Origin of the sequence: Anaerobiospirillum succiniciproducens DSM 6400, from assembly GCF_000482845.1 — a bacterium.
Lineage (GTDB): Bacteria > Pseudomonadota > Gammaproteobacteria > Enterobacterales > Succinivibrionaceae > Anaerobiospirillum > Anaerobiospirillum succiniciproducens.
Map to the genome: position 1 here is coordinate 18,811 of NZ_AXWV01000029.1, position 14,901 is coordinate 33,711.

The 14,901-nt window shown below is 42.7% G+C and carries 11 protein-coding genes; 4 read left to right on the forward strand and 7 right to left on the reverse strand.

Annotated elements, in window-relative coordinates:
* Window positions 1-41 precede the first annotated feature (41 nt).
* The 3 genes from flgG to H524_RS0105160 all read right to left on the reverse strand — a co-directional run bounded on the left by flgG (window position 42) and on the right by H524_RS0105160 (window position 4,161).
* Window positions 42-827, reverse strand: coding sequence for a flagellar basal-body rod protein FlgG (gene flgG, locus H524_RS0105150; RefSeq protein ID WP_027939452.1), 786 nt, complete (start codon window positions 825-827; stop codon window positions 42-44).
* A 15-nt stretch (window positions 828-842) separates the two neighbouring features.
* Window positions 843-1,589 (reverse strand): flagellar basal-body rod protein FlgF, encoded by a 747-nt coding sequence (locus H524_RS0105155; RefSeq protein ID WP_027939453.1) that lies wholly within the window; start codon window positions 1,587-1,589, stop codon window positions 843-845.
* Between the two features lie 1,429 nt (window positions 1,590-3,018).
* Complete coding sequence (locus H524_RS0105160) at window positions 3,019-4,161, reverse strand: flagellar hook assembly protein FlgD (RefSeq protein ID WP_169726131.1); 1,143 nt, start codon at window positions 4,159-4,161, stop codon at window positions 3,019-3,021.
* Window positions 4,162-4,593: 432 nt separating this feature from the next.
* Between H524_RS0105160 and H524_RS0105165 the strand changes: the two genes are divergently transcribed.
* Both H524_RS0105165 and H524_RS0105170 read left to right on the forward strand, forming a co-directional pair.
* Entirely contained in the window at window positions 4,594-5,172 is a 579-nt protein-coding gene (locus tag H524_RS0105165) for a flavin reductase family protein (RefSeq protein WP_027939455.1), read from the forward strand.
* A gap of 266 nt (window positions 5,173-5,438) precedes the next feature.
* The gene (locus H524_RS0105170) at window positions 5,439-5,624 is read left to right on the forward strand and encodes a hypothetical protein (RefSeq protein WP_027939456.1); all 186 of its coding nucleotides are present in this window, start codon (window positions 5,439-5,441) and stop codon (window positions 5,622-5,624) included.
* Window positions 5,625-5,705: 81 nt separating this feature from the next.
* On the opposite strand, the gene flgC is transcribed toward H524_RS0105170, so the two are convergent.
* The 4 genes from flgC to H524_RS14365 form a co-directional block, all read right to left on the reverse strand.
* Complete coding sequence (flgC, locus tag H524_RS0105175; protein WP_027939457.1) at window positions 5,706-6,164, reverse strand: flagellar basal body rod protein FlgC; 459 nt, start codon at window positions 6,162-6,164, stop codon at window positions 5,706-5,708.
* Window positions 6,165-6,337: 173 nt separating this feature from the next.
* Complete coding sequence (gene flgB, locus H524_RS0105180; RefSeq protein ID WP_027939458.1) at window positions 6,338-6,766, reverse strand: flagellar basal body rod protein FlgB; 429 nt, start codon at window positions 6,764-6,766, stop codon at window positions 6,338-6,340.
* A gap of 952 nt (window positions 6,767-7,718) precedes the next feature.
* On the reverse strand, window positions 7,719-9,029 hold the full coding sequence (locus tag H524_RS14360) for a CheR family methyltransferase (RefSeq protein ID WP_245580442.1): 1,311 nt from the start codon (window positions 9,027-9,029) through the stop codon (window positions 7,719-7,721).
* Between the two features lie 1,450 nt (window positions 9,030-10,479).
* Window positions 10,480-11,448 carry a chemotaxis protein gene (locus H524_RS14365; RefSeq protein ID WP_044121539.1) on the reverse strand — a complete coding sequence of 323 codons (969 nt, stop codon included), beginning with the start codon at window positions 11,446-11,448 and terminating at the stop codon, window positions 10,480-10,482.
* Between the two features lie 1,094 nt (window positions 11,449-12,542).
* Here H524_RS14365 and flgA point away from each other — a divergent pair.
* Together flgA and flgM are read left to right on the forward strand one after the other, a co-directional pair.
* Window positions 12,543-13,301, forward strand: coding sequence for a flagellar basal body P-ring formation chaperone FlgA (gene flgA / locus H524_RS0105200; protein WP_027939459.1), 759 nt, complete (start codon window positions 12,543-12,545; stop codon window positions 13,299-13,301).
* A 1,108-nt stretch (window positions 13,302-14,409) separates the two neighbouring features.
* Window positions 14,410-14,739, forward strand: a complete 330-nt coding sequence (gene flgM / locus H524_RS0105205) for a flagellar biosynthesis anti-sigma factor FlgM (protein ID WP_027939460.1) — start codon at window positions 14,410-14,412, stop codon at window positions 14,737-14,739.
* Window positions 14,740-14,901: the final 162 nt, after the last annotated feature.

Consider the following 14,901-nt stretch of genomic DNA (forward strand, 5'->3'; position numbering starts at 1 on the left):
GCTAAGCCATATAAAGCTTAGCTTTAAGCACTTACTAAGCTTTAAACTGACTGGATTAAAGAACCCATCATAGTGTCTACGGTGGTCAGAACCTTGGAGTTCATTTCGTAAACACGCTGAGCCTGAATCAGGTTAACGAGTTCTTCGGTAACCTTTACGTTAGAAGTCTCGAGCTGGCCCTGACGAATGGTACCAATACCGTTTTCGCCTGCTACACCCTGAATTGGGTTACCAGATGCTGAGGTCTCTAAGTAGAGGTTGTTACCGATTGGCTCAAGACCGCTCGGATTGATGAAGTTGGTTACGGTAATCTGGCCGATGTCCTGAGACTGAGTCTGACCTGCAGTCTGAACAGAAACCTGACCATCGATAGAAATACTAATACCGGTAGCGTCCTCAGGAATGGTGATCTGAGGTAAAAGGGTATAACCCTCGGCAGTTACAATGGTGCCTTCTTCGTTCTTGGTGAACTGACCATTACGGGTATAGGCAGTGGTGCCGTCCGGCATTTCGATCTCGAAGAAGCCAGAGCCGTTGATCATAATGTCAAGAACGTTATCAGTTGACTCTACGTCACCCTGAGCGAAGTTCTTCTGAGTTGCAACTACACGGGAACCTGCACCTACCATTAAGCCTTCAGGTAAGAAAGCGTCAGCAGTGGAACGACCACCTGGCTGATTTACCTTTTGGTAGAGCAGATCTTCGAAAATTGCACGTGACTTTTTAAAGCCGACAGTTGATGCGTTAGCAAGGTTGTTAGAAGTCACAGAGATATTGGTCTGCTGTGAATCTAAACCAGTCTTACAAATCCATAAAGCTGGGATCATGATTACATAGCCTCTTTAATCATAGCTTAATAAACGGTTCTGCGCGTCGTCCATCTCACCGGCAGACTGCATCATCTTTACCTGAGTATCGTATTGACGCTGAATACGGATAAGACTAGTCAATTCTTCGACAGGATTAACGTTAGAAGCTTCGAGCATACCGCTGCGAATTGCTACTGTGTCGTCCTGATCTAAAGGTGCGCCATTGCGACCACGGAACAGACCGTCATAGCCCTTTTCAATGCTACGAACGTCAGGGTTTACAAGCTTGATACGCTGATAGGTTTCTACCACGTTGGCATCTGCGCCCATTGGCTTGCCAGTGATATAGCCATCAGAGTTAATATCGATCTGATCTAATGGAGCTGGGAGTACGATCTGATTGCCGTCCTCATCAAGAACGTCAAGACCGTTAGAGGTACGCAGCACACCGTCGGAACCTAAAGATAAGTTACCGTAGCGTGTGTATGCCTCACCACCAGTCTTATCGCGAACTGCAATAAAACCATCACCTTGCAGTGCGATATCCAATGTACGACCAGTAGTCTGCATGGCACCACCGTCAAAGTTGTAACCAGGCAACTCGGTCATAGCAAAGGCACGAGTAGGATAAGCATCACCAAAGACGCTCATTGCACGGGTATTTTCAAACTCTGCCTTGAAGCCAGTAGTGTTAGCGTTAGCAAGGTTATTTGAACGTACGGACAAGGAATGGAAATTTTCCTTGGCTCCGGCCATTGCGACCCATAACAAATTATCCATTTGGACCTCCGAAAAACATTAGATCACACCTAATTGTGCAACTGATGTGCCATACTTGTTAAACAGCATATATAAGCCGTTTATGAGGCATAAAAAGTCATTTTTTTGAATCTAAAACACCCCAAAACTCATACTTTTCACAACATTTTAAAAATATTCTCACCACCGCCCCACAGCCACCACTAAAACATGATAAATATCGCATCCATCTCGAATATCAAACTTCTTCAAAAAGATCATCCTTAACGCTGATCACTCGATCATTGTTAAGATCTTGACCACTAGTAAGATGACAATCCCAAACTCACAAGCACACTGCTACAGCTACAGCGCAACTCCCAAGATCAATATTCACATCTAAGCTCACTTAACAACTAAAGCTTTATCCACGAGAGAAGATCCCATAAATTTCGTGTTTACAGCGCATCTCCATACGGCCAGGTAGAAAAGATCTCTAATAGCGACCCAAAGCTTAGTTAAGATCTTTGATCTGCAAATCACTAGTGCCAACATTTTGGCCCTCGACACTAGACCACGCTTAGGTTTATGAGTGTCAAGAAAGCGATCACATCCACTCAAAAGATCACAGCCATTCACCCTTGGCGATCTTAAAAACCGTCACAACCCTACTCTCTCTAAGATCTCAAGTTCACTGCCTGCCACCAGTTCAAATAAGATCTTAGGAATACCTACTACAAAACTCTCCATAAGATCTCAAGATCACAGGTCACCACCAATTCAAAATAAGATCTTAGGAATGACTACTAAACTCCACATAAGATCTCAAGATCACAGGTCACCACCAATTCAAAATAAGATCTTAGGAGTGACTACTACTAAACTCTACATAAGATCTTAAGATCGCCAATAAGTCGGCTAAAAGAGATCTTAAGATCGCCTATACCGATAGCTGCTAGCAATCTTAAGATCACCACTTCGTCTATACCTAGTGAGATCTTATGAAGAAATAGCTATACGACTGTATTTTCAGATCGTGAGTCAATAAGCTCAATTAGACAGGCATGACGCTATAAAGGCCGTGATCTTATTCATTACCGATGACGCGATCTTGCTTAGGGCTTGATAGTGTTACTTTGTCGAAGAGCTGGTCAATGATCTTATGTTCATGACATTAATGGTTAGAAGTGTGCTTCGAGAGCTTTAGAGAGCCTGATGCTAGGCTTGGAAAGGTGGGATGTAAGCGAAAGCCTCAGCGTTAGCGTTAGCGTGAGCATGAGCATGAGCTTAGCTTAGCTTAGCTTAGCTTAGCTTAGTTAGGTGAGCAGTAGTTGCAGTTAGTGGGTGTTTTGGTTGCGCTCAAAAAACAAAGGCCAGCATGAGCTGGCCTTGTGCGAGGATAGTGGCGTGAAGCCCTGTGCAAGGGCTACTGCGTTGCAAACAATAGCCTTGTCTATCAAATAAGATAAGACTACAGGGTAACGCGGTTTGCCTTTTCGAAGGACATTTCGCCTAAACCTGACAGGTTGAGCATGGTGTCCTTTAAGGTCTTGCCAAGGGTAACTGAGGATACGAAGCCTAAGCCCTTGGTCTTTAAGTTAACTGACTGGCCGTTGCTTGCGGTACCAGTTACTTCGATTACATAGCGACCTGGGTTACAGTAGGTGTACTTGTTCTCTTCACCTTCTGGCTTGGTCTCGCCATCTGGCTTACTTTCTGGCTTTGCATTTGGATCAGTTGGCTTGCCATCAGCATCGGTACCTGAACCGTTTGCAGCAAGCTTGGTAGCTGGATCCTTATCGCCACCAGTGGTGCCACCAGTAGTACCGCCTTCGGTAGTACCACCATCAGGCTTGCCCTCTGGCTTACCCTCAGGCTTAACAGGACCATCCGGAGATAAAATGCCTGGCCATGCATACTTGATTTCGCCGGTAATGGACTCAGCAGTATCAGTATAAACAACCTGACCAGTAACAGAATCTTTAATAGTGAGCTTAACATCGGAGTAAGTCTCATCGCCTGCGTCAATTGACCATAAGGCAGGTGATGATGGGGAACCACCGAAGTAGCCCTGGTTCTTATCGGTGTAAACGTAAGTACCGATAAGGTTAGTTGCGTTCATTGCAGATGAAGCACCTACAGATGAAAGCACATTATCCATGTTGCTGTTAATGGAGTTTAAGCTCTCAACCATGGATAACTGTGACATCTGAGAAACCAGCTGGTTGTTATCGGCAGGCTTGGTAGGATCCTGAGCCTGAAGCTGGGTAGTCAGAAGTAATAAGAAGTCTTTCTGGGTAAGGACTTGATCCTTTACCTTACTAGCAGCGTCTTTGATGTCCTCTTGTGGCTTAAGACCAGCAGAACCGTAATCAAAGTTACCATTGCCGCCCTGGCTCTGGTCAGGAGCTGGTGCAGTGGCACCACCGTTAGTACTAGAAGTGCGGCCCATTGGGTTAAAGCCAGTATCTGCTTTAGCACCTGCATTGTTTAAGGTGTTTCTAGCAAGATTGTATGGATCCCATGCGGATCCGCCGTTTTGGCCACTACTTAATGGATTAAAGCCTGGCATGATTTCCTCGCTAATAAATTCTGCGCGTAAGCTATGCCTCATGAACATAGCAAAGCATTGTTGTGCCCAAGCTAAGTAATAGATCGATTTGCAACAGATGATCTGACATAGCTTTAGCCAATACGATTACTCAGTTATATACACTTTTTGTGCCAAATTATGCCCTAACACCTAACCTTGCAAACAATCCTGATAGATAAGCCTCGCACATAGACTTAAGCCTCATCAATTTTCCTTAAACTCAGCGTCTGTGTCTCAGCTTTATATGTGTTTACTCATGCTAATACGATCTGTCAAAAACACGGCCATACATGTAGCCACAATCTGATCTCTAGACATTTTTCAAACAAGTATATTTTTCACACAAGCATATTCATGCGGCTATTTAGGCACAGATCTTAAATTACGAGGCTATAATCAAACAAAAACGATTTGCCTAGAATCATCATCAAAACTAGGTATTAAGGAGTTTATATGTCAGAGCTTTTACAAGAACAGGACGTTGCCAAGTCATATCGTATTTTAGGTTTAGGCGCTACTACCTTAGTTGGTGCTGCGCTTGATGGCGATGTTAACTACATGGCTGCAGCCTGGGCTGGCGTCAGTGACTTTGATAAGGGCTACGTTGTAGTGGCAAAAGATCACTACACTCGTAAGCTCATCGAAAAGTCAGGCCGCTTCTTACTTTGCTACCCTGGTGCTGGCATTGTTGAAACAGTCATGAAGCTCGGCACTGTCTCAAAGAATGATGAGAGCAAAAAGCTTGAGCTTTCAGGTGCTCAGTTCATCGAGCAAGAAGGCTTTTCTCTGCCACTGATCAAAGGCTGCTCAGCTTACTTAGAGTATGAGGTAATTAAAGAGCCTCATATGGAAGATGAGTACGACATGTTCTTTGGTAAGTGCTTACGTGTAGTTACAGACTCACGTGTTTATCGCGATAACCACTGGCACTTTGATAGCGCTCCAGATGAGCTGCGTACCCTGCACTACGTAGCAGGTGGCCATTTCTACACCATCGGCAAGGAGCTTGTGCTCCCTCAATATGGTGACTAATGATATCAATATCTTCAATCATGAAGCACAAGCAGCTCTTGATTGAATCCGAGCTGTTATTGTCATGAGCTCGAGGATTTAAACTCTCCAGATCGCAAAAGATCACAACGTGGCGCTACACTGTAGCGCCATGCATTGCCTAAATAACCTGGCCTATTTTCGCCACGTTATTGCAAGCCCATCCTGAATATTAATAGCTGTACATCCGCTATTTACAGTGATTATTTAATTACTCAGCCGTGATCTATGATAGGCAAATTGGCTATTTGTCAGTTGAAGCTCTAGATGAAATGGGCGTCAAGCTCTTGATGTGCGACTATCTTGAGGATGTTGTAGATAAGTGGTGTGAATTAGTAAGCTACGATCGCGGCGATAAGGATGTTGATGAGATGCTTGAAATCATCAACACTTTCATTTGGGGCTTTATGTGCCCCATTTTTGTCTTGCGCTAAAAAAAAAGCCCAGCACAAGGCTGGGCTTTGTATTTGTATATGCTTGGAGGAATTGACAGCAATTGCTATCAAAAACTGGTTTTAGCTCTGACCTAAACGTAAGGTCTGCAGGAGCATGCTCTTAGCAGAGTCTGCTACCTGAACAGCGGTCTGATAAGAACGCTGGGCACTCATCATATCGGCCATTTCTTCAACCGGATTGATGTTTGGACGGTAAATGTAACCATCAGCATCAGCTAAAGGATGGCTTGGGTTGTATTCTTTAATGGTTGGAGCGTCAGACTCAATGATGCCCTTTAAGGAAACACCAATACCGTATGGCTCACCTGAAACTGGATCTACTGGCTCACCTTGCTGGTTGTTACGTGCAATAGCCTCTTCCCAAGCTGCAGAGAACAGTGGGCGACGAGCCTTATAAGTAGTCTCAACTGAAGAACTAACGGACTCGGCGTTGGCTAAGTTAGAAGCAGTAGCATTCAGACGAACTGATTGGGCGTTCATTGAAGTACCAGCGATATCTAAAATTCTGAAAACACTCATGATGCACTCTAAAAATCTGTCGTGGCCTAGTTGCTGTGCTGTAGTCTTACCTTGTCACTTTTGTGACATCGCATAGCACTAGCGGGCCAAAATTCTGTTTAAGCTCAACTCTACTTAGAGTTTTAAGCCTGTTTTAAGCACTAAGCAAAAAGTACTTAGCTAATTGGGCTCGATTACTGACCGCCCTTGAGAGCAGAACGCAGCTTTGAAATACGGCCGTTTAAGAACTGCATAGTGGCCTGGTATTCAATATTGTTGCTAACGTAGTTCATACGCTCGGTGCTGACTTCTACGGTGTTACCGTTACCAGTATCTGGCTGGAATGGATTACGGTACTTTAAGGTCAGCTTTGGATCCTTTAAGGCATCCAAATCAGAGAGATCCATATGACCAGCAGTAGTCTTGGTCATAGGTGCATTGTTGTTGACAGTCTGAAGATACTTTGACTGTTGAGTCAGAGCTTCAGCAAAGTCGAGATCACGAGCTTTGAAGCCTGGAGTATCAGCATTTGCAAGGTTACCTGCAAGTACTTCTGCGCGATTGTTACGTACGCGCATGGTGTGCTGATGAACACCGAATACTTGATCGAAACTAAGAGCCATTTAAACCTCCAAAGACGCGTCAAACTTTCTGAACGCGTACAAGCATATGACCCATAAGTATCAAAAGGCGTGCCATGTCATACAAAGCCGATATATAGGCCATTTATCAAGCAATATTTAAGGCTTTTGACGACTTTTTAACACCCGAAAAAGGACGCCACTAATAATTTTAAAAACCCTTCTCACTTAAACAGAAAAGTAATATCGAACGAAGTAAAAAGTAACACCTACCCCACTTTTTAGACGCCATACTGTTAACTGCTACTCATCAACCAATCTCACACATGCTTTCAGATCTTTAAAACTTTCGCGATCTTAAGCCAAAAGATCTCACTTAGTGGTATTTATGCAACACGCAAGACTGTCGACAGATCGTCAGATCGCATGATCATGAGATCTCAAGATTGTCAGATCGCAAGAATATGAGATCTCAAGATCTTGAGATCTTACGATCGTCAAAAACAAGATCGTGAGATCTTAAGATCACGCTTTTACTTGCTAGATCTTGGCTTTAAGCTCTTATAGTAGACACTTGTGATCCTGGCTTTTGGCGATCTTATGACGTACCTTCTCGTGTTGCTACAACTGATCTTGCGATCTTAAAAGGTGAGGTGCCAAGATGCTTAGTGTGTAGCAAAAAGAAAGATCATATAGAAGCTATGAACAATCCAGAAAGATTTTGAGATAAACCTAAAAAGCTTGAAAGCTTTGCGAATTCTAGGTGGGTGCTCAGTTGGAAAGGCAAAGTCTAAGGTTGCAGATGAGGTTAAGGCTGTGGCTCTGACTGCTGCGGAGGATGATGATAAGGCTTAGGCTGAGCTGGGGCTTTGGTTTTGCGTGAGCAAAAGTGGTGGGGTAAAATAATAACAGCCCGCAAGGAGGTGACCTGGCGAGCTGTGGGTGTTCAGACATACAGCTGAACGTGAGGTAAGTTTGTGTTCTTAAAATGTAATTATGACTTCAGGCGGTAAGCGATACCTGGGTTGCAGCGTACCATTTCGTACTTATCTGACAGACCCTGAATAGACTCTGAAGAACCTAAGATTAGGTAACCACCTGGGTTTAAGCAAGCTGAGAACTTCTCTAAGATCTGTGCCTTAACTTCATTAGAGAAGTAAATGAGCACGTTACGGCAGAAGATAACATCGAACTTGCCTAATAAGCTGTATGAACCTAAGAGGTTCATCTGCTTGAAGGTAACCATGTTCTTAACTACGTCATCCACGCGCATTACGTTTGGATCTTCAGTTGGCTTGAAGAACTTAGCCTTACGCTCAGCACTTAAGCCACGGGCAAGAGCATGGTTGTCATAGTGGGCAAAACGGGAGCGCTCGAGCATCTCAGGGGAGATGTCGGTGCCGATAATCTGACATGAATCAGGATTTACACGTACAACAGAGGTAGCCTGCTCACGTACGACCATAGCGATAGAGTAAGGCTCCTGACCTGATGAACATGCTGCAGACCAAATACGAACTGGATTCTTGTTAGCCTTTGCCAGCTCAGGAAGAATCATGTTCTTTAATGCTACATATGGATAGGTATCACGGAACCATAAGGTCTCATTGGTGGTCATTGCGTCAATTACAGCACCACTGATCTCTTTGTAGATGTTTGGCTGCATTGCACGGTTAATGAGCTCATCAATGGTTGGCACCTTAAAACGGAGCAGCAGTGATGATAAACGGCTGTTTACTAAGTAATGCTTGTTATCGCCTAATACGATACCGCTTTGCTCTTCAACATACTGAGCAAAACGCTTGTACTGCTCATCAGAAACACTACGTGACTTAACATTGAGGCGATCAGTAGTAGTAGGAACGAAACCAGGGTTTCGAGCTGCAACAGAGTCGTAACCTGCACGCTGTGATGCGATAGCCAGACGACCTGCGCCTGGGTAGGTGCTAGGAGTGAACTGAGCACGGTTTGGCACATCAGCAGTTTTCTTCAGAACGGAAGCAATAGCGTTGCCGCTGTGACGAGAGGTAGAACTACTGCTGAATGCAGATGAACCCGAAGTGCGGGAACGTGAAAAAGGAGAATTATTGTTTTGCATGTAACTCGTGGTTCTAAAACTTGAAGCGTTGCTGTTGTTTGAAGCAGCTGTTGCTGATGATGAAATAGAGCGAGCGGCTCCTATGGAGCTATCCTGAAGATCACTTGTTGATGATGGTGATCTGCTACTGGAGTATAAAGACCCGTCGGTTCTTGAAAAAGAACTAGGACGATCGCTACTGAAACGATTACGCGTATTATCAGACATACTTACCTCGATAGAAAAGACAATGTGCTTAACTTTGTCTTTTCATTATTCTGACTACTTATACACATTAAGTTGAGAAGATCAGTACATCTCATTAACTAAATACGCTTAATCCCTTTGATTGTCGTTCTCATAGTCCTTATGCATTGCTAAAGCACAAAGAATCTTCAATCACACCTGTAAGGGCAAGTATCAAAGATACTTAAGCAGTACAGAATCAATAACCAACTGACATCTGTTGACTGTCAAACTACATTTAAGCTTCGAAGATGAACTTTAGTTAAGCTAGCTGCGTTAGTTCATGCACTCAAGGTGGCGAACTTTAGTTATATGCTTGCTAGCAAATGCAAAGTTCAAGTTTAGCCTATATAGACACTGACAAAACTTAGACTTAGTTAGATGTGAATTGCTTCGGCCAAATCTTACGATTATGGCGTGAGCTTCATGGCGTCGTTGCGCCAAATCTCATACGGTTAACAAGTTACCCATATCGGCTGAAACACGCAGCCGCTATCAAATAGCTTCTTTACAGAAGCATTTTGAATACTTTTCTAATGATATTAACGTTAGAAAGATACTAGGCTTACATCTCCACCTAAACTCTTCGAGTTATAGGTGGAGAATTACGCCTATTTGTTAAATCTAACTTAACAACACAAACTTTATAGCCGTTCTATCAGTGCTAAAGCACAGTAGAATTGGTTAACAATAGGCATTGACATGTGAGATTACAACCATTCTACACACTAACTTTCAGTGAAGCTTACTAAAAGTAAGCACTTGCATCTTAATAAATGCTCGCAATATCTAAATGAAAGTGTGCTTTGCAATGATTGAATATAGCCCAAAAGGATACTTTTTTCCATATCAAGTCACTAATCAAAGCAAATTAATTTGACATAGCACACGCTTGTGAGCATATGTATTATCAATGGCTAGACTAGTTCACTTGTCTGTCTAAAGACATACCCTAATACGGGCTATAGTATACCTGTTTTGGAAATATTTTTCTGTATCTAGAAAAGACTTTATGCATAAGTACGATATATACCTACTTTGCAAGCCTTTTAACTTATATGACGACCGTCAAGTAGCTTGGCAAAATAGCTATTTTTACAAATTTTGCCCTATGACAATACATATTAAAATAGACATTCTTGCAAAGTTTTGCAAAAAACTACCAATTGCACCGTTAATCACTTCAACCAACACTAGATAAAGCAAAGATAAAATTTTTTTTCCAAATTTTACAGATGTGCACTTAGCAAGGTAACGTTCACCTTAATCACAGCTTAAATTTCTACACAAAATTAACCTTTATGAAGGAGCACTTAGAAAAAGCGACTTCAAACTATCGCTATAGCAGCCGTGATCTTTAGGCACAAAAAAAGCCATGCGATGCTGAGCATCACAGGGCTTTTTTTCAATTTCTAACGATCGCTAGATACGATTAATTAGACTTACGACGCATTCCGCAGTCAGCACCTGATACACCACTGGCAGTTAATTCCAGGCCTCTTTCTACAGCACCTGCAAGCTCTTCTGGGTTGAACTTAGGAATGAAGTCGTTAGCACCAGCCTTAGATACCATTGACTCATTGAAGACACCTGATAAGGAGGTGTGGAGGATCACGTAAAGATCACGGAGGTTTGGATCGTTACGGATGTTGGCACACAAGGTGTAACCATCCATCTCAGGCATTTCAACGTCTGAAATGATCAGAGTAAGGGTCTCTTTAATGTTGTGGCCGTTTCTAACCATATCGTGCAGAGTATCAAGAGCTTCCTTACCGTCGTGGCACTCGATAACATCAACACCGATTTCAACTAATGCACGCTTGATCTGCTTTAAAGCGATCTTAGAGTCATCAGCAACCAATACGCGGGTACCTTCAGGTACTGACAGCTTCTTAATAGCGTCGGACTCTAAAGCTCCACTAATAGGAGCAATTTCGTCTAAGATCTTTTCTACGTCTAAGATCTCGATGAGCTCGTTATCGATTTCGGTAACAGCAGTCATGTAATTGGAATGACCAGCACCCTTTGGAGGAGGCATGATCTTATTCCAGTTCATGTTGATGATGCGTTCAACACTTGAAACGAGGAAGGCGTGGGTAGAACGATTGTACTCAGCAATAATGATGTAGCACTTTTCGTAGTTCTTGGTTGGACGACCACCAATAGCATAAGCCAGATCGATAACACTTAAAGTACTACCACGGATGTGAGCTACACCAATAACGAACTGGTGAAGACGTGGCATTACAGTCAGCTTTGGACAAGGTAAAACTTCACGTACCTTGAACACGTTAATACCGTAACGCTGTGAAAGACCTGACAACTTAAAGAGCAAAAGCTCCATACGGTTTTGACCAACCAGCTCAGTGAGCTGATTGACTTTATCCATTACGCCTGCCATACATTCCCCTATATTTGCAATGACTGACTTAGGTCATCAGCAAAACAACCAAGCCCGAAAGAAGCTGTAAGCGCATGCCCGTTAGATGCGACCATGGGCTTACAGCTCCCAAGCGGGCATCCGCTTAGAAGCACCTACTGATAGCATGTCAAAAGCCGATGCGGCAGATTTCAGCTTTAGCCTTAGGTAAGGAGCTTATCAGAAACAAGTAAAGCAATATGAACACAACACGCTCATCTTACTTAGTAGAGTAAGTATTATTGCAAAAGCACTATTATTTGACAAACACAACTGATGCTTTAGCGCACAAAACTGGCCTTAGATTACACTTTTGGTATAACAGAAATCATGCAACGTTGCCTAGGTCACATCTTTTAAAGATACGATAAACAAGGCAATCTACATAAAGTGTTAGCTTAAAGTTACAAACTTACAATCTAGATACAAAATGATAAGAAATCCTAGTTTTTCTGCACAAAATGTATGACAGTTACGCGTTTTTATGGGGCAATAACCATCTAAAGTCGCAACTTTGCCCACTTATTAGCAGCTAACCTCTTAGCAACTAACCTCGTCTCGTGGATAAAAGAGCAAAACTTAATAATTTACCTGACTTTATACTGTTAATTGCTCTACAAGAACTTTTAGCCGCCGCGAGCAATTTCCTAAGCTTCAGATAAGTTAATAGCGCGATAATGCTAACAGCAATAGAGCAGCATACGCTTCATTACCAACACAAATCTTGGTGCTGCGCTACTGACACAAATCGTACCGATGCATTCCCAACACAAACCTTTAAGCTGCATTCCAACCTAAATCTTGCTTGGTGCTGCGCTACTGACCCAAATCGTGGCAGCGCACTAAGTACTTTGTTTCATGGTTTGCATGTCTTAACGTTTGTATGCATACTTAGTGACGCGCTGTAGTTAACTTGCGTTATTACCAATCTAAAGCAGTACAGCACCATACGCTCTAGAGCATTGCGCTTTATCTTAAGCGTATTTGGCACCCTAGCCTTTTTGGCCCGTCTATCTTAAGACTAGCTATATTAGCCCTACCTAAATGGGCATTAGTATTAGGAGCTCGTTGTTAACATGATTAAGAATACAGGCTTTGCAACAAAACTCAGAGCCGCCGCACACTCAGCTAAGAGATCTGTAGGTGCTGTTGTTATGGGCGCAGTAGCTTTCTCAGCCACAACTCCTAATGCCATGGCTACTCCACAAGAGGCAGAGTTCTTACGTACTGTAGCAGAGCAATATATCTTGGCTCAGTTTGAACATCAGGACATGGGCAACAAAAAGATTTCTGTAACTGCAGGCAAGCTTGATGATAGACGTAACTATGGTGGCCGCTGCACCGACTATTTAACTGCAGAATTAAGAGGCTCTGAGATTAAGAGCACCTCACAAGTTAAGATCACCTGCTCTAAGCCTGGCAATCAGTACACCCTCTACATCCCGGTAAAGGTCTCTATTTTAAGCCCTGCTTTAGTTGCCTCTCGTAACCTAAGCCGAGGCCAAGTTATTGCCCCTTCAGATTTAGAAACAATTTATCTAAATGAAGATACTAATCTTACTACTGCAGTCTCAGATGCTGACATGCTCGTAGGCTCCCGCCTCAAGCGTGATGTTAAACAAGGCGATCAGATTCGCTCCAACTCATTTTGCGTAGTCTGCAAGAACGACAAGATTAATATCATTGCTAGAAGCGGCGGTCTTTCTTTAAAGACCAGTGGCATCGCATTAGATGATGGCACCGTCAATCAGTCAGTTCGTGTTAAGAATCTCAAGACCCAAAAGATCATTTCAGCTGTAGTTTCTGCACCTGCTGAAGTTGAAGTAGTGTTCTAAAAACACTGCTACCCTTTTGAAACACTCATACCCTTTTCGAGCCTGGCGCTCTGTCAGGCTCAAACCAACATCCACGACCTACCCTTTAAAAGCTAGTCCTGTAGCGTTGCCCCCTTTTATTGAGCACACTTTCTATCTTTTGCCAAAAAGCCATTAATTCACTTTGGATATCTATTATCTAAGGGTTCAAATAGATGCATTTGGTTGAGGCACAATCTGCTATGGCCTTACAACCTTAAGCATATAGTTACAACTCAAGCCAAATTCTATGATGGTTTATTCACCAAGATTTTATACATGGGCTCAAACTAGATGACTCCGTATGCTGCGTGAATTGTGATTGCTTTTATGTCTTATTTTTTTAAATTTTAACCATACGTAATAGCCATTTTTGTAAGCATTTTTAAGTACAAAATGTTGTATCTATGGTATCGCTTTTAAGCTTAATTACCCACCTGTATGAATACATGTGTAAATTAGCTTAAACACGATTTATACGCGGCATGTATAGATACTTACATTTCAGTGTTGTATCTATATAACAATCACATTTGTAGTCAATGAATGTTGTAACTAGAGTTAGATAAATGTTTCACAGTGTTTAAAACACATTTTTCATTACTATTCAACAAAACCATAGAGGATTAACTTAGGTACTCTCAGGAGTTAGAAGAGGCGATTTTTGAGATAGGATGGCATTGTGCAAACGCTTATATATGGGCTTTACATACACTATGCATTGGAAAATGCTTAGTTAGAGGGGAGTTTTATGATGGGGGTAAGAAATAAGATTTGCACCATTTTTGTGATCAAGGATCTAGTTTTTTAGCCATTGTTCCTCAACAAATATATTTTCAGACCGTATAAGAAAGCAAAGAGAGAGAATAAATCAGCGCAGCAGCGCCTTGAAGTTTGTTTTAAAGCTTGAAGGTCGTAACTAAGCAAGAGATTAATCCTTAGCTTATAACTGCTGAATAATAAGAGTTCATAAATTAGCTGACTCTCAATCAATTTCTATTAAGCATTTACTTTAGTGAAACAGTCACTTGTAGCCATAGATTGCGGCTTTTGTAATGCTTGTAACGTTTGATTCGTGAGGGATACAACCATGGCAATCGACTTTTTGCGTGATCGCGCAGTTAAGGCCATGCCCGAGAACCTGGCCTATGCCCAAAAAATCAAGGCCGCTAAGGCAGCTAGCGAAAGCGCAGCTGTAACTAAGGCTGAAGCACCTAAGGTAGCAGATACTGACGTATCTCTTACTCCTGAGGCAAAGCTCTATGCTAAGGCTACTGAAGTAGCTATGTCCTCTAGCGGTGTTGATGCTGAGAAGGTAGCACTCTTACGCCAGCAATTTCTCGACGGCACCTTAGAGTTCGATTACGATCGTATGGCAGATAGCATTATCGAAACTTCTCTTGAGATGTTCGAGGGCTAGACTCGTCTTACAGGTCAATGTGGTAGCCCCTGCGCTATCAGCGAAAAAACCGGCTGTGTTATAGCAGACGGTTTTTTTGTGCCCAAAATTTACCCACCATCACTGCAGCATTTACCCGCAATCTTTGATGCATTTACCCGCCATCACTGCAGTATTTACCGC